This window comes from Streptomyces sp. WMMC500 (genome assembly GCF_027497195.1).
Taxonomy (GTDB): Bacteria; Actinomycetota; Actinomycetes; order Streptomycetales; family Streptomycetaceae; genus Streptomyces.
In genome coordinates this window covers 2172101-2191656 of record NZ_CP114905.1, presented here as the reverse complement: position 1 = coordinate 2191656, position 19556 = coordinate 2172101, and the positions used below count along the sequence as shown (strand labels likewise).

14 protein-coding genes are annotated in these 19556 nt (G+C 71.4%); 6 read left to right on the top strand and 8 right to left on the bottom strand.

Annotation, left to right across the window (positions count from 1 at the left end):
- Window positions 1-61 precede the first annotated feature (61 nt).
- The 4 genes from O7599_RS08920 (at window position 62) to O7599_RS08905 (ending at window position 6290) form a co-directional block, all read left to right on the top strand.
- Window positions 62-1654, top strand: a complete 1593-nt coding sequence (locus tag O7599_RS08920) for an RNA polymerase sigma factor (RefSeq protein ID WP_281621588.1) — start codon at window positions 62-64, stop codon at window positions 1652-1654.
- A gap of 185 nt (window positions 1655-1839) precedes the next feature.
- Entirely contained in the window at window positions 1840-2883 is a 1044-nt protein-coding gene (locus tag O7599_RS08915; protein WP_281621587.1) for a patatin-like phospholipase family protein, read from the top strand.
- Window positions 2858-5245: a hypothetical protein gene (locus O7599_RS08910; RefSeq protein ID WP_281621586.1), complete on the top strand. Its 2388-nt coding sequence runs from the start codon at window positions 2858-2860 to the stop codon at window positions 5243-5245. Before O7599_RS08915 ends, O7599_RS08910 begins: the two co-directional genes overlap by 26 nt.
- A 202-nt stretch (window positions 5246-5447) precedes the next feature.
- On the top strand, window positions 5448-6290 hold the full coding sequence (locus tag O7599_RS08905) for a serine protease (RefSeq protein WP_281621585.1): 843 nt from the start codon (window positions 5448-5450) through the stop codon (window positions 6288-6290).
- 177 nt (window positions 6291-6467) lie between these two features.
- Here the strand turns inward: O7599_RS08905 and O7599_RS08900 are convergent, their stop codons facing one another.
- Window positions 6468-6698 carry a hypothetical protein gene (locus O7599_RS08900; RefSeq protein ID WP_281621584.1) on the bottom strand — a complete coding sequence of 77 codons (231 nt, stop codon included), beginning with the start codon at window positions 6696-6698 and terminating at the stop codon, window positions 6468-6470.
- Between the two features lie 432 nt (window positions 6699-7130).
- On the opposite strand from O7599_RS08900, the gene O7599_RS08895 reads away from it, so the two are divergent.
- The gene (locus tag O7599_RS08895) at window positions 7131-9245 is read left to right on the top strand and encodes a DNA topoisomerase IV subunit B (protein WP_281621583.1); all 2115 of its coding nucleotides are present in this window, start codon (window positions 7131-7133) and stop codon (window positions 9243-9245) included.
- 39 nt (window positions 9246-9284) lie between these two features.
- Here the strand turns inward: O7599_RS08895 and O7599_RS08890 are convergent, their stop codons facing one another.
- The 7 genes from O7599_RS08890 to O7599_RS08860 form a co-directional block, all read right to left on the bottom strand.
- The gene (locus tag O7599_RS08890) at window positions 9285-10373 is read right to left on the bottom strand and encodes an alpha-mannosidase (RefSeq protein WP_281621582.1); all 1089 of its coding nucleotides are present in this window, start codon (window positions 10371-10373) and stop codon (window positions 9285-9287) included.
- Between the two features lie 122 nt (window positions 10374-10495).
- Window positions 10496-12232 carry a glycosyl hydrolase family 28-related protein gene (locus tag O7599_RS08885; RefSeq protein ID WP_281621581.1) on the bottom strand — a complete coding sequence of 579 codons (1737 nt, stop codon included), beginning with the start codon at window positions 12230-12232 and terminating at the stop codon, window positions 10496-10498.
- Between the two features lie 70 nt (window positions 12233-12302).
- The gene (locus tag O7599_RS08880; RefSeq protein ID WP_281623319.1) at window positions 12303-13958 is read right to left on the bottom strand and encodes a glycoside hydrolase family 13 protein; all 1656 of its coding nucleotides are present in this window, start codon (window positions 13956-13958) and stop codon (window positions 12303-12305) included.
- 50 nt (window positions 13959-14008) lie between these two features.
- Window positions 14009-14890, bottom strand: coding sequence for a carbohydrate ABC transporter permease (locus tag O7599_RS08875; RefSeq protein ID WP_281621580.1), 882 nt, complete (start codon window positions 14888-14890; stop codon window positions 14009-14011).
- Between the two features lie 16 nt (window positions 14891-14906).
- The gene (locus tag O7599_RS08870) at window positions 14907-15857 is read right to left on the bottom strand and encodes a sugar ABC transporter permease (RefSeq protein ID WP_281621579.1); all 951 of its coding nucleotides are present in this window, start codon (window positions 15855-15857) and stop codon (window positions 14907-14909) included.
- A gap of 2 nt (window positions 15858-15859) precedes the next feature.
- Window positions 15860-17254, bottom strand: a complete 1395-nt coding sequence (locus O7599_RS08865) for an extracellular solute-binding protein (protein WP_281621578.1) — start codon at window positions 17252-17254, stop codon at window positions 15860-15862.
- A gap of 136 nt (window positions 17255-17390) precedes the next feature.
- Entirely contained in the window at window positions 17391-18395 is a 1005-nt protein-coding gene (locus tag O7599_RS08860; RefSeq protein WP_281621577.1) for a LacI family DNA-binding transcriptional regulator, read from the bottom strand.
- A 210-nt stretch (window positions 18396-18605) separates the two neighbouring features.
- Between O7599_RS08860 and O7599_RS08855 the strand changes: the two genes are divergently transcribed.
- Entirely contained in the window at window positions 18606-19547 is a 942-nt protein-coding gene (locus tag O7599_RS08855; protein WP_281621576.1) for a sucrase ferredoxin, read from the top strand.
- Window positions 19548-19556: the final 9 nt, after the last annotated feature.

The following is a 19556-nucleotide window of genomic DNA, read 5'->3' as shown; positions in this document are numbered from 1 at the left end:
GGTACCGCCTCTACGCCGGTGGTCCATCCCCGCCACCGGTCGTTCCCATCGTTTCGAGAGGTTGTTCGTGTCGGCCAGCACATCCCGTACGCTCCCGCCGGAGATCGCCGAAGCTGAGTCCGTGATGGCACTCATCGAGCGGGGGAAGGCCGAAGGGCAGATCGCCGGTGATGACGTGCGTCGTGCCTTCGAGGTTGACCAGATTCCGCCCACCCAGTGGAAGAGCGTCCTGCGCAGCCTCAATCAGATCCTCGAAGAGGAGGGTGTGACACTGATGGTCAGTGCCGCAGAGGCGCCCAAGCGCACCCGCAAGAGCGTGCCGGCGAAGACCCCGGCGAAACGGACCGCCACCAAGGCGGTCGCCAAGCAAGCCGTCCCCGCCAAGACCGCGACGAAGAAGCCGACGGCCACGGCCACGGCGCACGCGGTCCAGGAGGCCCCCATGGACGATCCGGTGCCCGCGGGCCTGGGCGACCCGGCGGACGAGCCGGAGAAGAAGGCCGCCGCCAAGAAGACCACCGCCAAGAAGACGGCCGCCAAGAAGACCGCGGCCAAGAAGGCCCCCGCCAAGAAGGCGGCCGCCAAGAAGACCGCGGCGAAGGACGGCGAGTCCGGCCCCGCCGGCCCGGACGACGGCCCGCCGGAGAAGGACGAGCAGCCGCCCGCCGAGGCCGAGGCGGAGGGCTTCGTGCTCTCCGACGAGGACGAGGACGACGCCCCCGCCCAGCAGGTCGCCGCGGCCGGCGCCACCGCCGACCCGGTCAAGGACTACCTGAAGCAGATCGGCAAGGTCCCCCTGCTCAACGCCGAGCAGGAGGTGGAGCTCGCCAAGCGCATCGAGGCCGGTCTCTTCGCCGAGGACAAGCTCGCCGCCGCCGACAAGCTGGCACCCAAGCTCCGCCGCGAGCTGGAGATCATCGCCGAGGACGGCCGCCGCGCCAAGAACCACCTGCTGGAGGCCAACCTCCGCCTCGTGGTCTCCCTCGCCAAGCGCTACACGGGCCGCGGCATGCTCTTCCTGGACCTCATCCAGGAGGGCAACCTCGGTCTGATCCGCGCCGTCGAGAAGTTCGACTACACCAAGGGCTACAAGTTCTCCACGTACGCCACCTGGTGGATCCGGCAGGCGATCACCCGCGCGATGGCCGACCAGGCCCGCACCATCCGCATCCCGGTGCACATGGTCGAGGTCATCAACAAGCTGGCCCGGGTGCAGCGCCAGATGCTCCAGGACCTGGGCCGCGAGCCCACCCCGGAGGAGCTGGCCAAGGAGCTGGACATGACCCCGGAGAAGGTCATCGAGGTCCAGAAGTACGGCCGCGAGCCCATCTCCCTGCACACCCCGCTGGGCGAGGACGGCGACAGCGAGTTCGGCGACCTCATCGAGGACTCCGAGGCGGTCGTCCCGGCCGACGCGGTCAGCTTCACCCTGCTGCAGGAGCAGTTGCACTCCGTCCTCGACACGCTCTCCGAGCGCGAGGCGGGCGTGGTCTCCATGCGCTTCGGGCTCACCGACGGGCAGCCCAAGACCCTGGACGAGATCGGCAAGGTGTACGGCGTCACACGCGAGCGCATCCGCCAGATCGAGTCGAAGACCATGTCGAAGCTGCGGCACCCGTCGCGCTCGCAGGTGCTGCGCGACTACCTCGACTGAGCCGGGCGGACTTCGACGCCCCCGACCTGCCATGCCGCGGGTCGGGGGCGTTTTCTTCGGCGCCGCGCGCCGCCCCCGGCCGCCCCGGAGAGACGGCATAAGACGGTACGTCTCCGTGAACTCTCCGGGAATTGACGCCACTTGCCGGGCATGACAATCTCGGATCCCCAGGGAGGACATGACTCATGAGTAGTGCCATGCCGTGGCACGCGGACCATCCTGTGCTGACCGCCTTACGGCATCGCCGGGAAAAGGGACACACGCACGACAAGCCCGTGGACGACCTCAAGATCGGGCTGGCCGTCGAGGGGGGCGGCATCCGGGGCGTGGTCTCGGCCGCGATGCTCTGCGCCCTGGAGGACTGCGGGCTCAATCAGGCGTTCGACACCATATACTCCGCATCTTCCGGTGCCATCAACAGCGCGTACTTCCTCAACGGCGAGACCTGGTATCCGCTTTCGATCTACTACGACGACCTCGCCACCCGGACGTTCGTCGACTTCCGGCGCGTGCTGCGCGGCCGCATCATGGACCTGGACTACGCGTTCGAGGTCGTCGACAACGTCAAGCCCCTGGGGTACGAGAAGGTCATCGCCTCCCCGACCAGGCTCCACGTCGCCGTCACCCTCGTCGACGAGATCCGCACCGCCGCCGTCAACGACTTCACCTCGCGCGCGGACCTGCGCGCCGCCCTGGTCGCCAGCGCCTGGCTCCCGGTCGCGCTGCGCGGCACGGCCGACTTCCGCGGTGACCGGGCGGTCGACGGCGGCGTCCTCACCCCGCACCCGTACAAGCTGGCGCTGGAGGACGGCTGCACGCACGTGCTCTCCCTGAGCACCCGCCCCATCCAGCCGCCCTCGCAGAAGCTCTCGGTCTCGCAGCGCTGGGCGATCCGCCATCTCGACCGCATCCGCGACGGCCTCGGCCGGGGCTACGGCGAGGCGATCGTCCGCTACCGGGACGAGCGCGTCACGCTGCAGCGGCGGATGACGGAGCCGGGCGACGCCCCGTACGTGCTCGACCTCGCGCCCATGTCGTGGATGCCGCAGGTCAAGCGGCACGAGCTGGATCCCGGCCGGATCCTCAGCGGCGCCCGCGGCGGGTACGAGGTGATGTTCTGCGCCGTCGAGGGCAAAGACCCCGAGCTGATAAAGAACGGCCGTATTCGTGCCGTACCCCAACTGACCATCGTGACGAAGGACGATGCCAACAACCGGCAGCGCGCGTAATCTCCGCGCGATCATCCGCGCCTTATCCCCGCCTTCGCCCGCACAGGGCGGCGCCGGGGCGGCGACCCGGGAAGAGAACGAGTTAAGTGCGTGGGGCCGGGAGGACTGGGCCAGGGTCCTTTTCGGCCTGCCGTTCGAGGCGCACAGCTTTAGCGGTGAGTTCGAGCTGTCGTGGGAAACCGTCATCGAACAGGTGACGCGCTGGCGTACGGAATTCGCCTCCCGACCGGAGCAGTTTCGCAGCGAGTTCCGTTCGGTCGGCGGATATCTCGGCCTGCTCCTCCTCACGCTGGTGTCGCTGTCCCACTCCTACCAGCGCCGCTACGACCAGGGTGAGCGGACGCCGCACGACTGCGAGGCCCTGTGCGCGCCGGCGGTGGCGGACCCGGCCGTACGGGAGGCGATACGCACGCTGTACGCGCCCGGGACCCCCCTACCCGACGTGGAGGGCAGCGCGGACGAGGACGCCGCGACCCTCGACGCCTGGAGCGAGGTCGACTTCGACACGCTGCGCTTCCACCGCCACGGCACGACGTCGTTCATCCTGACCGGCCTCCCGCTGCGCCAGGCGCACGGCCGGCGCATCCCGTTCGCGCTCAAGTGCATCGTCTTCCCGTACCTGCGGGTGCCGACCATCGTCCGGGCCACCCGCGACTACCGCTCCGCCTACGGCGACGTCCGTGCCGGAGAGGAGGCGGCGACCGAGGCGCTGCCGCTGGCGCGCGCCTGGGCGAGCAGCGGGCGGTGGATCCTGATGGACTTCGTGCCGGGCGAGACGCTGGCGGAGTACCTGAGCCACCAGCCGGACAGCCCGCGCATCCGGCTCGATCTGCTGCGCGACCTCGGGCCCCGGCTGCTGGGCGTGCTGGACGAGCTCGACCGGTGCGGCCTGCGGCACGGTGACCTCTCCCCGTCCAACGTCATCCTCAGCGGCTCCGGTTCCGGACCGGGCAGCGGTACGGGTGCCGGAGACCGCCGCTTCGTCCTCATCGACCTCGGCGTCAACTACCTGTACTCCCACGCGGTCCCCGGCTCCGGCGGCCCGGACGCGGCGTTCGTCGCGCCCGAGGTGCGCAGCGAGACCATGGTGGTCGACCCCCGGCAGGCCGACCTGTACTCCGTCGGGCAACTCCTCATCGCCATCGGCGGCGGGCACCGCGAGACGGCCGCGGCCGGCGCCCGCGCCGTGACCGTACCCGACGCCTTCTACGCCGAGACGCCGCTGCTGGCCCGCTTCATCGAGGACCTCACCGACCGCGTCCCCGAGAACCGGCTGCTGCTGTTCCGGCCCACGCCGGGGGAGCGGCTCTACCCGCAGTTGCTGCACTTCTACGAAGAGGAGCTGGCGGCCGTCGAGGCGACCCGTGCGCAGAGCGCCGGCACCCGCTTCGTCCGCCTGTACACGCCGCTCGCCGGGGCGCCGAGGCAGCAGCTCCAGATGTGGCGGATCCGGCGCAGCCAGTCGCTCTACAGCGACCCGCACCGCGGCATGCACGTGCGATGGCTGCTGTTCTTCTCCTGGCTGTCGGCCGCGGCCTGGTACGTCGCGGCCAGCATCGTCATCACGTACTGGCTGCGCGACCTCAACTGGAGCTGGGGCAACACCTACGTCACCCTGCTGCAGCGCACCAACAGCGCGGGCGAGGAGGAGCTTCCGCTGCTCGACGCGCTGCGGCTGGACGGCTACACCATCCCCGACCACTCCGCCAACGCACCCGTGCGCATGGTCGCCATGAGCTTCCTGCTGGCCGGTGCCCGGTACTACCAGAACCTCTTCGCGGGCCTCACCCCGCTCGTCGCCGGCCGGCAGCAGGGGAGGCTGAGCCGGCGGGCCGTGCTGGCCGAGGTCGCGATGCGGCTGTTCACCCTCATCCCCGCGGTGCTGGTGCTGTCGACCACGCTGTTCCACCGCGACTGGTGGCCGATCTGCACGGCGATCGGCATCCTCTCCACCGCGCTGTGCAACGCCGCCTGCCTGGTCTTCGCCCGCGCCGCCATCGCCGAGGCCCGCGGGAGGCAACTGGGCACGGTGCCGCAGGGCCGGATCGCGGGCCTCGACGCGCTCTACAGCTGGACGCTGACGGCCGGCTTCTACGCCGTCGCCTGCTGGGGCATCGGGCTGTCGATCTACGCGGACACCGCGAAGGACGTCTACATCTACGCCGGCTCCGTGGCCGCCATCAACGTCGTGATCTTCTACATCGCCCGGTGCAGCGGCAGCGCCGCCGACGAGGTACGCACCATCCTGACCCGCGCCTGTCTCGCCTCCGAACGGCTGCGCCACCTGCCGGCTCCGGCGGCGACGGCGACCCCGGCGACCCCACCGGTGCCGGCGCCCGCGGCGGCGCGGGCGACGCCGTGACCGGGCGGGGCGGCGTGACCGGGCGGGCGGCGTGCGCGAGCCGCGGGTAGTTCGGATGCCACGCCGCCCCCGGACCCGTGTCGCCGCAGGTCAGACGCTATGCCCGGGGTCCTGCGGCCGGCCCGGCTGAGGTGCGGCCCGCGCCCTGCTGGCTGAGGCTTGAGTGCACGACCGCTCCAGCCTCACCCCGTCAGGAGACCCCATGCGCCCGCGTCTTCGCTCCCTCGCCGCCGCCGTCGTCGCCGTGCTGCTGCCCCCGGCCGTGCTCGGCCAGGCGCCGCCGGCGGCGGCGGACGGCGTGGTGGTGGGCGGGCGTCCGGTGCGTATCGCGGACAGCCCCTGGACCGTCGCGCTGACCAGCAGGAAACTCTTCGGCGACGAGCGGTCGGGGCAGTTCTGCGCGGGGGTGCTCGTGTCCCGCCGGGTGGTGCTGACGGCCGCGCACTGCCTGGGGGAGGAGACCCTCGGCGTGCACTGGAGCAAGGCCGGCGACCTGAGCGTGGTGGCCGGCCGCGGTGACCTGGCGAGCACCGCGGGTGAGGAGTTCGCCATCGAGCGGGTGTGGGTGAACCCGGACTACGACGGCTGGACCAATGCCGGCGACCTCGCCGTGCTGCGCCTGAAGCGCCCGGCTCCGGCCGGGCGCTTCCTGAAGCTGGCGAAGAAGCCGGACGACCCGGCGTACGCGCCGGGCTCGCCGGCCCGCGTCTACGGCTGGGGTGACACCGCGGGTGACGCCAGATACCCCACCACGCTGCACGCCGCGGACGTCGAGGTGCTGCCGGACGCCGCGTGCGAGCGGGCGTACCCGGGCAGCCGGGACGGCCGTTACCTGGCCGCGTCCATGGTCTGCGCGGGGCTGATGCGCGGGGGCCGCGACGCCTGCCAGGGAGACAGCGGCGGCCCGCTGGTCGTACGGGGACGGCTGGTGGGCCTCGTCTCGTGGGGCGAGGGCTGCGGTGAGAGGGGCCGCCCGGGCGTCTACACGCGCATCTCGGCGGCCGTGGAGACCGTCATGGCACACAGGCCCGGCAAGGCGTCCTGAGGAACACAGGCGCCGCCCACGGCTCTCGTACGGGGTCCTCCGTCAGACGCGCCGCGTCAGCCCCCTCACGGGCCCGTACCGCCCCGGAAACCGACGAGGCGGCCACCCCGTCCGGGAATGACCGCCTGTGTCCGGTCCCGGGGACCGTACGAGGCTCGTCGGGCTGACGTCGGCGCGTCAGCGTTCGTCGGCGGCTGCCGACGCGGGAGTGGTCTGAAGCCGCTCTGTCTCGTCCTGTATCTCGGCAGCGATCTTCTTGAGCTCCGGCTCGAACTTACGGCCGTGGTGCGCACAGAAGAGCAGGTCGCCGCCGCTCGTCAGGACAACACGCAGGTAAGCCTGGGCGCCGCAGCGGTCGCACCGGTCGGCGGCCGTCAGCGGGCTTGCGGGAGTCAGAACAGTAGTCACGTCGCCTCTTCTCTAGCTCGACGAGCTGTCGTACCAGGGTCAACATCCAACCAGGCCGAAAACGTTCCCGCTCGTGGCCGGGGATCGGGAAAGCCTTCGTCACCAGGCCCGATGTCGCCAGGTGGCGGCGGATGAGCCGTAGTGCTTGTCGTGCTTGTGCCGTATTGAGCGCCTTTGGTTCCTTTTGACCTCCCCGGCTGGGTTGCCGGTTGTTCATGAGGACGTGCCCGGAGCCTAAATGGTTCATGCGCGTAAGGGAACGTGATAAACGAATCACCCCTCCGAGGGATCGAACATGCACTCGAAGCGGGACTAGTATCGAGTCACATGCGGGTGGCTGCGTACCGGCTCTATAGAGCCTCGGTACCCTCTGACCGGCAGATGAGGCCCGCCACCGCCACCCGGGCCCGAATTCAGCGAGGAGCGAACTGAGTGACCGCCGACACGTCCGTGCCGTCCGTGCTGGCCGCCGCCGAGCGCGACGGCTCCAACTACACCGCGCGGCACCTGCTCGTCCTGGAGGGTCTGGAGGCCGTCCGCAAGCGGCCCGGCATGTACATCGGCTCCACCGACAGCCGCGGCCTCATGCACTGCCTGTGGGAGATCATCGACAACTCGGTCGACGAGGCCCTCGGCGGGTACTGCCGGAACATCGAGGTCATCCTCGCCGCCGACGGCTCCGTCGCGGTCCACGACGACGGCCGCGGCATCCCCGTCGACGTCGAGCCGAAGACCGGCCTGTCCGGCGTCGAGGTCGTCATGACCAAGCTGCACGCCGGCGGCAAGTTCGGCGGCGGCGCGTACGCGGCCTCCGGCGGTCTGCACGGCGTGGGCGCCTCGGTGGTCAACGCGCTGTCCGCGCGGCTCGACGTGGAGGTCGACCTCTCCAGCAGGACGCACGCGATGAGCTTCCGCCGCGGCGTGCCCGGGCAGTTCTCGGGCAAGGGCGCGGACGGCTCCTTCGAGCCGGGGAGCGGCCTGGTCAAGGGCAAGAAGATCCCCAAGACCAGGACGGGCACCCGCATCCGCTTCTGGCCGGACCGGCAGATCTTCCTCAAGGACGCCGCGCTGTCCCTGGACGACCTGCACGCGCGCGCCCGGCAGACCGCGTTCCTCGTGCCGGGCCTCACGCTCGTGGTGCGGGACGAGCGCTCCGCCGACAAGGCCGAGCACACCACCGAGACCTTCCGCTTCGACGGCGGGATCAGTGAGTTCTGCGAGTTCCTCGCCCCCGACCGGCCGGTCTGCGACGTGCTGCGGCTCTCCGGGCAGGGGACGTTCAAGGAGACCGTCCCGGTGCTCGACGACCGCGGGCACATGACGCCGACCGAGGTCACCCGCGACCTCGGCGTCGACATCGCGCTGCGCTGGGGCACCGGGTACGACACCACGATCCGCTCCTTCGTCAACATCATCGCCACCCCCAAGGGCGGCACGCACCTCACCGGCTTCGACCGCTCCCTGACCCGCACGGTCAACGACGCCCTGCGCAGCCTGAAGCTGCTGCGCGTCGCCGAGGACGACATCGTCAAGGACGACGCGCTGGAGGGGCTGACCGCCGTGGTCACCGTCCGGCTCGCCGAGCCGCAGTTCGAGGGCCAGACCAAGGAGGTGCTGGGCACCTCGGCGGCCTCCCGGATCGTCGCGCAGGTCGTCGCCAGGGAGCTGAAGGCCTTCCTGACCTCCACCAAGCGGGACGCCAAGCAGCAGGCGCGCGCCGTGCTGGAGAAGGCCGTGGCCGCGGCCCGTACCCGTATCGCCGCCCGGCAGCACAAGGAGGCGCAGCGCCGCAAGACGGCGCTGGAGTCCTCCTCGCTGCCCGCCAAGCTCGCCGACTGCCGCAGCGACGACGTGGAGCGCTCCGAGCTGTTCATCGTCGAGGGCGACTCCGCGCTGGGCACCGCCAAGCTCGCGCGCAACTCCGAGTTCCAGGCCCTGCTGCCGATCCGCGGCAAGATCCTCAACGTCCAGAAGGCGTCGGTCGCGGACATGCTGAAGAACGCCGAGTGCAGCGCGATCATCCAGGTGATAGGGGCCGGCTCGGGCCGGACGTTCGACATCGACCAGGCCCGCTACGGCAAGGTGATCTTCCTCGCCGACGCCGACGTCGACGGCGCGCACATCCGCACCCTGCTGCTCACCCTCTTCCAGCGCTACATGCGCCCGATGGTCGAGGAGGGCCGCGTCTTCTCCGCGGTGCCCCCGCTGCACCGCATCGAGCTGACCCAGCCCAAGAAGGGCCAGGACAAGTACATCTACACCTACTCGGACACCGAGCTGCGCGAGACCCTGCTCGACCTGCAGGGCAGGGGCACGCGCTTCAAGGACTCCATCCAGCGCTACAAGGGCCTCGGCGAGATGGACGCCGACCAGCTCGCGGAGACCACGATGGACCCGCGGTACCGCACGCTGCGGCGGATCAACATCAGCGACCTGGAGGCCGCCGAGCAGGTGTTCAACCTGCTGATGGGCAACGAGGTCGCCCCCCGCAAGGAGTTCATCACCAACTCGGCGGCCACCCTGGACCGTTCGCGGATCGACACCTGAGCCCGCCCGGCGGCGTCCGCCCGCGGGCTCAGGCCCGCCTCAGCCCCGGCCGGACGCCGCCTCGAACTCGGTCACCCAGTGCCGGGTCCGGTCCAGGTACGCGGTCTCGGCCGCCGCGCCCGTACGCCCGTAGGCGCCGTCGTACGTGACGTAGACCGGCTCCGGCGGTGCGGACGCGGCCGGCTCCAACTGGCTGCCCTCGTGCCACTCGTTGAACGACGTGAGCGTCACCCAGTCCGCCGGCCCGCCCTTCGCCGGGTCCAGCACGTAGCCCCAGCTCCGGTCGTACACCTCGCCGTCCGCGCGGTCCACGGTCGGCGTCGTGTTGCCCGGCACGGCCCGGTCGTCGAGGTAGCCGGGGCCGATGGACGGCGCCCACACGTAGTCGTTGGCGCGGCACCAGGCGGCGACGCCCGCCCAGTCCGGGTTGTTCGCGCCGGCGATCGCGTCGTAGGTGTAGATGCCGCCGAAGTGCTCGACGCGGGAGACGTCCGTGGTCTGCGCCATCACCAGCGCGCTGTCCCGGATCGCCGCGATCGGCGCCCAGTCGGTGACGTTCAGGCTGTTGAAGACGTAGTACGCGCAGCGCCCGCCCCGGTCGGCCGCCCGGTGGTAGGCGGGGTGGTCGCCGTAGGTCTCCTCCAGGTACGCCACGTCATCGACGACCGACGCCCCGTCGCGCCCCGAGTAGGGCTCGATGTGCCAGGCGATCTGCAGCCCCTTGGCCGCCGCCGCGTCCAGCACGCCGGCCGCCAGCCGGTCCTCGTAGCCGCCGCGGCCCCACCAACTGTAGGCCAGCACGCCGATCCCGGCCTGCCGCGCCCACGTCATGTGCTGCGCGACGGCGCCGTCGTAGTCGCCCGAGTCGTACGCGCCGAGGACGGGGTAGAAGTCGGCGCCGATGTCGTCGGGGGGCGTGTGCCCGCCCTGCTGCCAGTGCACCCACGAGCCGTGGTGGTCGGGGTTTCCGTACCAGGAGTAGTAGAAGGCGTGCACGTGCGGGGACGGCTCGGCCGCGTACGCCGGCTGCGGTCCGGGGTCGGGTGCCGCGGTGGCGGACGGCAGGCCGGCCGCCGCGGCGAGGCCGGCGCCCGCGGCGCCGGCGAGGAAGACTCTTCGGGTGGTCACGGTGGTGCTCCTCTCATGGGGGGAACGGGCTCCCGGCCCGTGGGGGTGAACCGGGAGCCCGGACGAAGGAACCGCTGTGCCGTGGTGCGCCGTGCGGGAGCGCTGTGCCGTAGAGGCCGGGATCAGTCCTGGCCGGGCCAGGTGGAGCAGTCCTCCCACACGCTGTCCCAGCCGGAGTTGCCGCCCCCGTCGGTCAGCGTGAAGGTGCCGCTGCCCTCCGGGTACGGGCAGTTGTAGACGCCGGCCACGCCGACGTCTGTCGCGGTGACGTTACCCGCGCTCACCTCGCCCTGCGTCTCGGCCTGCACGACGACGCTGCCGACGCCGGTGACGGTGGCGCCGTCGATGGTGACGTTCTGCACGGCCTTGCCCGTGCCGCTGCCGGAGACGAACTCGAAGGCGCTCCACGGGCTGTCGGTGACGACGGTGTCCGTGATGTTCACGTCCGCCTCGATGGCGCTGTCGTAGGCGTCGACGCGCAGCGCGCCCATCGGGTGGTTCCAGTTGGGGTTCATCGCGCCGGTACGCACCAGCTCGTTCCCGGCGACGGTGATGGTGCCGGCCAGCGGGTGGAACGGGTCCAGGAACTTCTGGTTGGAGATCGCGATGCCGCTGCCCAGGGCGTTCGTGTCGAGGATGAGGTTGTTCTCGACGGTGATGTCCGTGCCGCCGTAGATCGCGATGCCGTTGGCCAGGTTGGGCTGCGAGACGGTGTTGTTCGCGAAGGTGCAGTCCACGTCCGGTGCGTTCAGCGACCACATGGCGAGCGCGTCGTCGCCGGTGTTGCGCAGGAAGTTGTTCCGCACCTGGACGCCCTTGGCGTTGCCGTTGAGGTTGAGGCCGTCGGCGGTCATGTCGAGGAAGCGGTTGTTCTCGACCACGAGGTTGTCGTTGGTGCCGGTCAGCCAGAGACCGACCTTCAGGTGCTGCAGCCACATGCCGGAGACGGTGGAGCCGGCGCCGAGGCTGCCGTTGACGAAGTTGTCCGGGTTGCTGTCGACGCGCTCGGTGACCTCGCCGATGACGGCGAAGTCGGCGAGGTGCGCGTTGCCCGCGGAACCCGACTGGTTGACGAAGCGGGAGCTGCGGACCACGGAGTGCCACGAGCCGGCCCCCCGGATCGTGACGTTCTCCACGCCGGACAGCTCGGCGCCCACCTTGAAGTCGCCCGGCGGGATCCAGACCGTGCCGCCGCCCCTGGCCTCGGCGATCGCGGCGCGGAACGCCTCCGCGGAGTCCGCCGCGCCGGTCGGGTCGGCGCCCTTGTCGACGACGGAGACGGAGCCGGCCGGCTGCCCGGCGGGCGCGGCGACCTGCTCGAAGTCGGCGACGTCGACGGTGTACGGGCCGCCGCCGAGGTCGTCCGCCTGCAGCCGTACGGTGTCGCCGGCCTGGAAGTCCTGCCCGAGCTGGACGCGGGCGTTGTCCAGCAGGTGGTGGGTCTTGGCGCCGGGGATCCAGGGGGTGTCGACGTACGAGTACTTCGAGGTGACGGCGAGCGACGCGTCCAGCTTGGTGCCGTTGGCGTAGACGGCGAGGCTGCCCGACTTGCCGTCGGGGACGCTGTACGCGACGTTCACGGCGTTCGCCGGGGCCGTGAGCGTGAACTCGACGTACTCGCCCTGGGCGTCGAGCTGCACCGCCTGCCGCCCCGAGGACTCCGAGGCGAGCGTGCCCTGGGTGTAGTCCGGGCCGACGAGGCTGCCGTTGGTGTCGGCCGCCTCCGCCTCGATCGAGACGAACGGCAGGTCGGCGCCCGCCTCCGGCGCGCCGTGGGCGCCGCCGGGCAACGCGACGAGCGCCGCGGCGGCGGCCACGGCCGCGGCCAGCGTGATCCTTCCTGTGCGTGCTGTGCGCATGACGTACCTTCCCGTGGGGGGTTGGGTGGGGGGTGTGGGCCGGCGGTCCGGCCGCGCGGGGCGCAGCCGGCTAGATGCGCAGCCAGACCGCCGTGTCCCGCGGCAGCCGCCCCTCGTCCAGGGGGCCGCTGCCGATCAGGACGTCTCGGTGTGCCGGGAGCGGCGCGGGCTCCGCGGCGAGGTTGACGACGCAGACGAACTCGTCGGAGCGGGCGAAGGAGAGCACGCCCGCGGGGGCGTCGAGCCAGCGCATCGGCCCGTCGCCGAGGCCCGGCTCGCCGCGGCGCAGCCGCAGCGCCTCGCGGTACAGGCGCAGCATCGAGCGCGGGTCGTCCTCCTGGCCTGCGACGGCGTACGTGCCCCAGCCCGCCGGCTGCGGCAGCCACGGCTCGGCCGGCGCGCCGCCGGTCCCGCCGGCGCCGTCGTCCCCGCCGCCGGCGTGCGCGGAGTCGCTGAACCCGTACGCCGGTCCGCCCGGCCGCCACGGCAGCGGCACCCGGCAGCCGTCCCGCCCCGGGTCGCGGCCCTCGGAGCGGAAGTGCATCGGGTCGACGATGCGGTCCCGCGGCACCTCCGCCTCCGGCAGGCCCAGCTCCTCGCCCTGGTAGAGGTAGACGGAGCCGGGCAGCGCGAGGGAGAGCAGCGCCGCGGCGCGCGCCCTGCGGGTGCCGCGCACCGGGTCGGTGGGGGTGCCGAAGCGCTTGGCGGCGAAGTCGAAGCCCGTGCCCGGGTCGGCGTCGTCGCGGCCGTAGCGGGTGACGGTGCGGGTCACGTCGTGGTTGCACAGCACCCACGTCGCGGGCGCGCCGACCGGCGCGTGGTATTCGAGCGTGGTGTCGATGGACGCGCGCAGCTCGGCGGCGTCCCAGGGGCGGGCGAGGAAGTCGAAGTTGAACGCGGTGTGCAGCTCGTCCGGGCGCAGATAGCGGGAGAAGCGCTCCGGCTCGGGCACCCACAGCTCCCCGATGAGGACGCCGTCGTACTCGTCGGCGATGGCCCGCCAGGAGCGGTAGATGTCGTGGAGCTCGTCGCGGTCCACGTACGGGTTCGGCTCGCCGCGCGGGTCGTCCTCGTCCCAGTCGGGCAGCTCGGGGTCCTTGGCCAGCAGGGCGGCGGAGTCGATGCGGACGCCGGCCGCGCCCCGCTCGAACCAGAAGCGCAGCACGTCCTCGTGCTCGCGGCGCACCACCGGGTGGGCCCAGTTGAGGTCCGGCTGCCGCTCGGAGAACAGGTGCAGGTACCAGTCGCCGTCGGCGTGCCGGGTCCAGCTCTCGCCGTTGAACTGGGAGGGCCAGTTGTTCGGCGGCAGCTCGCCGTCGGGGCCGCGGCCGGGGCGGAAGTGGAACAGCTCGCGCTCCGGGCTGCCGGGCCCGGCGGCGAGCGCGGCGCGGAACCAGGGGTGGGCGTCGGAGACGTGGTTGGGCACGACGTCGACGATCGTGCGGATGCCGAGGGCGCGGGCCTCGGCGATCAGCTTCTCGGCCTCGTCGAGGGTGCCGAACGCCGGGTCGATCGCCCGGTAGTCGGCGACGTCGTAGCCGCCGTCGGCCATCGGCGAGACGTACCACGGGGTGAACCAGATGGCGTCCACGCCCAGCTCGGCGAGGTACGGCAGCCGGGCGCGGACGCCGGCGAGGTCGCCGGTGCCGTCGCCGTCGCCGTCGGCGAAGCTGCGTACGTAGACCTGGTAGATGGCGGCGTCGCGCCACCAGCTCGTATCCGACACTGAATCCCTCACAGGAAATCCCTACTGGTTCAGGAAGGGGGCCCGTGCCGTCAGCCCTTGAGGCTGCCGGCGGTCAGGCCGTGCATGATGTTGCGCTGGAAGACGAGGAAGATCACCAACGTGGGCACGGAAGCGATCGCGAGGGCCGCGATGAGCTGGTTCTCCGGAACGCTCGCGCCCAGCGAGTAGATGCCGACGTTGAGTGTCTGCTTCGACGGGTCGGGCAGGGTGAGCATCGGCCAGAGGAAGTCCTTCCACACGGCGACGACCGCGAAGATCGAGACCACGCCGAGGATCGGCCGGGACATCGGCAGGACGATGGACCACAGGGTGCGCATCGGCGATGCGCCGTCCATGGCCGCGGCGTCCATCAGCTCCCGGGGGATGGAGTCGAAGAACCGCTTGAGCAGGAAGATGTTGAAGGCGTTGGTGACCGCCGGCAGCCAGATCACCCACGGCGAGTTGATGAGGTTGCGCTCCACCAGCGGCACGTCGAGCACCGTGAGGTACTGCGGTACGACAAGCACCGTGGCCGGGATCATCAGGGTCGCGAGCATCGCGCCGAGGATGACCTTGCCCAGCACGGGGCGGAGCTTGGACAGCGAGTACGCCGCGGCCACGTCGAAGACGAGCATGAAGGCCAGCGCGCCGAAGGCGTACACGCAGGTGTTGAGGAGCAGTTGGGACAGGTCCAGCACGCTCCACGCCTCGGAGTAGTTGTCCGGCTGGACCTCGCCGGGCACCAGCGTCGGCGGGGTCTGCGCGAACTCCTGGGAGGACTTCAGCCCGCTGGTCACCATCCAGTACAGCGGCCCGATGAACGCCAGCGTGAAGACCGCCATGACCAGCGCGAACGCGGCCCAGTACAGGGCCTTTCCGCGCGGCCTGGCCAGCACCGCCGGCGAGATCAGCGTCCTTTGTGATTCGGCCATCTGGGATCTCCCGGCTTCAGTCTTCGCTGCTGCGGTCGAGGCGGACGAACGCGGCCGAGAAGACGGCGAGCACCAGCATCAGGACGACCCCGAGGGCCGCGGCGCTGCCGTAGTTGTTGAAGGTGAAGGCGTACTGGTAGATGAGCTGGACGACGGTGAGCGTCGAGTTCTCCGGGCCGGCGCCGCCGGTGAGCAGGAAAGGCTCCACGAAGACCTGCATCGTGGCGATGATCTGCATCAGCAGCATCAGCGACAGGATGAGCCTTGTCTGCGGGATGGTGACGTGCCAGATCTTGCGGAACAGCCCGGCACCGTCGAGCTCCGCGGCCTCGTACAGCTCGCCCGGGATGCCCTGCAGCGCGGCCAGGTAGATCAGCGTGGCGGCGCCCATGTTCATCCAGGTCGCGGCGATGACGACGGACAGCATCGCGGTGTCGGTCGACTGCAGCCAGTCCTGCGCGGGCAGGCCGAAGGTCTCCAGGATGCGGTTGAAGAGCCCGTGGCCCGGGTCGTAGAAGTACTTGAAGAGCAGCACGGAGGCGACCGGCGGCAGCATCACCGGCAGGTACACCAGGATCCGCAGATACGCCCGGCCGTGCCGGAACTCGTTCAGCACGATCGCGACCGCGAACGGCACGGCGAAGCCGAGGAGCAGCGCCAGGCCGGTGAAGAAGAAGGTGTTGCGCCACGCTTCCCAGAAGGCGGGGTCGTTGAAGATGTAACTGAGGTTCGACCAGCCGGCCCAGACGGTCTCGCCGTCCTCGTTCTTCTGGAAGGCCAGGATGAACTCCCTGACCATCGGATACCAGGAGAAGAGCGAGAAGCAGAGCACGGCGCCGATGAGGAAGCCGTGGGCGGTCAGGTTGCGGCGCAGCGCGCGGCCGAAGCTCTCGCGGCCCGCGTGCCGGCGGCCGGCGGGCCGCCCCGCGGACGGGGCGGCCGGCCGGGACAGGGTGGGCGCCGCCATGGCTACTGGTTCGCGAGGACCTGGTTGACCTGGTCCTCGGCGGTGTCGAGCAGTCCCGCGGGGTCGGCGTCCTCGTTGGTGAGCACGCCCGACATCACCGTGTCGAGGACCTTGTAGATCTCCTGCGCCTTGGGCGGCTCGGCGCGGCCGGGGACCGGGTCGTCGCGGAAGGGCTGGAAGTTCTCGACCGGCATCGTGGAGTGCTCGGCGCGCAGCTTGTCGTCCTGCTGCTTGCTCTCGCCCTTCCAGAAGTCCGGCTGCGGCAGCCCGACGGGCAGCCCGTCGGCCTTGGTACGGGCCCACTCGAACTGGCCCTTGCCGGGGGTGAGGAACTTGAAGTTCAGCCAGGCGATGGCGGCCTTGATCTGGTCGGGCGAGCTGCCCTTCTTGATCAGGTAGTCGTTGCCGCCGAAGAGGGTCGCCTCGCCGCCAGGTATCGGGCCCATGCCGTAGTCGGCGTAGTCGCCGCCCAGTTGCTGGACCATGTACGTGATGTCGTCGGGCGCGGCGAGGAACATGCCGAGCTTGCCGGTCGCCATCTGCTTCTGCAGGTCGCCCCACTTGAGCAACTGGGTCTTGCCCATGCTGTCGTCCTCCCAGCGCATCGCGTGGAGGGTCTCGACGTACTCGCGGCCGGTCTCGTCGTTGAACGCGGCCTTGGTGCCGTCCTCGGAGACGATGTCGCCGCCGAGGCCGTACATCGAGGCGGTGAAGTGCCAGCCGCCGTTGTTGCCGGCGCTGTACTCGCCGAAGCCGCTGATGCCGTCGCCGAGGCCGGATATCGCCTTGGCGGCGGTACGCACCTCGTCCCAGGACGTCGGCGGGTTGTCGGGGTCCAGGCCGGCCTCCTCGAAGAGCTTGCGGTTGATCAGCAGACCCATGGTGTAGTTGCTGGTCGGCAGCCCGTAGAGCTTGCCGTCCTGCTTGAGCACGTCGAGGACCTGCGGGTCGATGTCCGCGAGCGCCGGCACCGTCTTGTCGTTGACGTACGCGGTGATGTCCGCGGCGCCGTCGTTGTCGAGCACCTGCTGGAGGTCGGTGAAGTACGTGTAGAAGGCGTCCGGCTGGGACTTGGCCTTGAGCATGGCCGTGAAGCGCGGCGGCTCCAGGCAGGGGTCGGTCTGCTTCCCCTCGATCGTGACGTTCGGGTACTCCTTGTTGAAGGCCGCTACGTCCTCGTTCCACTCCTTGAGCTCGGCCTTCTCGGCCGCCGGCGGCATGCAGTCGATCGTCAGGGTGACCTCGGTCTCCGGGTCCAGCGGGGCGGCGGCGTCGGCCGGATCGGCCGCGTCGTCCTCGCCCTCGTCGGAGCTGGAGGTGCCGCACGCGGCGACGAGCGCCAGGGCGGCGCTGACGGCGAGGGCGGCGCTGGTACGGCGGAACCCGGTTTTTCTCATCTCGGTGACCCCTCTGGGCAGGAGCGGGAAGCCACGGCTGCACGCTGCCGTGGCGCGCACACTCAACCACCGTCGACAGGTCTTCGCAATATGTCGCGCGGAAATTGCAAGAATGAGACTGACGAATGAAGATCCTTCACCGCGCCGGGCCGGTGGAGCCGCGCACCACCAGCTCCGGCTCGAACAGCAGCTCGTCGGCGGCGACCGGGGCGCCGCCGATCTGCGCCGACAGCAGCTCGACCGCCGCCCGGCCCATCGACTCGATCGGCTGCCGCACCGTCGTCAGCGGCGGCGAGGTGCAGTTCATGAACGCCGAGTCGTCGTACCCCACCACCGACACGTCCCCCGGCACGTCCAGGCCGCGCCGCCGCACCGCCCGGATCACCCCGAGCGCGAGCGGGTCGCTGGCGCACACGAACCCCGTGACGCCGTCCTCCAGCATCCGCGTGGCGGCCGCCTGCCCGCTCTCCAGCGAGTACTGCGCCCGCGCCACGCGCGACGGCGGCAGCTCCAGGCCCGTCTGCCCGGCCAGCTCCTCGCCGGCGGCGAGCTTGCGGGCCGAGGGCACGTGGTCGCCGGGGCCCAGCAGCATGCCGATGCGGCGGTGCCCGAGCGACGCGAGGTGCCGCCACGCCTGCTCGACGGCGACCGCGTCGTCGCAGGAGACGCGGGGGAAGCCCAGGTCCTCGATGGCGGCGTTGATCAGCACCACCGGGATGCGCCGCTCGGCCAGCCTGCGGTAGTGCTCGTGCGGCGCGGCGGACTGCGCGTACTGGCCACCGGCGAACACCACGCCGGAGACCTGCTGTTGCAGGAGCAGATCCACGTACGCGGCCTCGGAGACGCCGTTCTTCGTCTGCGTGCACAGCACCGGGGTGAGGCCGAGCTGGGCCAGCGCGCCGCCGACCACCTCGCCCAGCGCGGGGAAGATCGGGTTCTGCAGCTCCGGCAGCACCAGGCCGACCAGCCGGGCGCGCTCGCCGCGCAGTTGCGTGGGCCGTTCGTAGCCGAGCACGTCGAGGGCCGACAGCACCGCCTGCCGGGTCGCCTCCGACACCCCGGGCTTTCCGTTCAGCACGCGGCTGACGGTGGCCTCGGAGACCCCCACCTTCTTGGCAACCTCAGCAAGTCGTCGAGTCATGCCCGCAAGATTAGCGCAAGAAGCGCAAACTGCTTGCGGGGGTCGCGGGACCGACCCGTCCCGCCTGCGCGGGCGGTACGCCGGGGGGTGGGCGTACGCCGCGGGCGGCAGCGGTGCCGGGGGCCCGCGAGGACCCCCGGGACGCGGGGGACCACCGGGACGGACGGGCCCCGGGGGACGGGGCGTTGAAGAACGGTTAGGCTCACCTATGTGAGTACGTGCGCGACCGCCTCCGGAGAGCTGGCCGAACCGCTCGCCGGGACCGCGGCCGTCGCCGCGACCTGGCTGCTCGTCGAGCAGACCGGCCCGTGGGGGAACGAGGCGCTGACCCAGAGCCACCTCGACCCCGAGATCGGCCGTGCCCTGGAGGAACGCGCCGAGGGCACCGGCGTACGCGTCGCGCTCATCCGCCGGCCCGGCCGGCACGCCGACGTCCGCCGCCCCGCCAGCCGCCGCGTCCTCGCCGCCCACACCGCCCCCGGCGGCACCTGGATCCGCGCCACCGACCTCCGTGACCCCGCGGTCCTCACCGGCCTCGACCTCGCCGCCCTCGGCCGCGGCGAGCACGCGGGCTTCGACGCCGCCCTCGGCGCCGGCCCGTACCGCGGCGAGCCGCCGGTCTTCGTCTGCACCAACGGCCGGCGCGACCGCTGCTGCGCGCTCCTCGGCCGTCCGCTGGCCGCCGACCTGCACGCCGCGGGCGGCACCGCGACCTGGGAGATCACCCACATCGGCGGCCACCGCTTCTCGCCCACCCTGCTCCTCCTCCCGCACGGCTACGCCTACGGCCGCATGACCCCGCACGCCGTCAAGGAGGTCATCGAGTGGCTGGCCTCCGGGCTGGTCGTCCCGGACGGCTGCCGCGGACGCTCCACCTGGGAGCGCCCCGGGCAGGCGGCGGAGCTGGCGGTGCGCCGGCTGACCGGGGCGTACGGCGCCGACGACCTCGTGGTCGTACGCACCGAAGCCGAGGCCGAAGCCGAACGCGAAGGTGACGGTGACGGCTGGCGGGTGACCGTCGCGCACCGCGACGGGCGCGCCTGGGACGTGCCCGTCACCGCGCGCGCCGCCGCCGCGGCCACGCCCGCGAGCTGCGGCGCCGCGCCCGTCCTGCAGCGGCACATGGCCGCGGGGCCGCCGCGCGCGCGGTGAGTCCGGCCG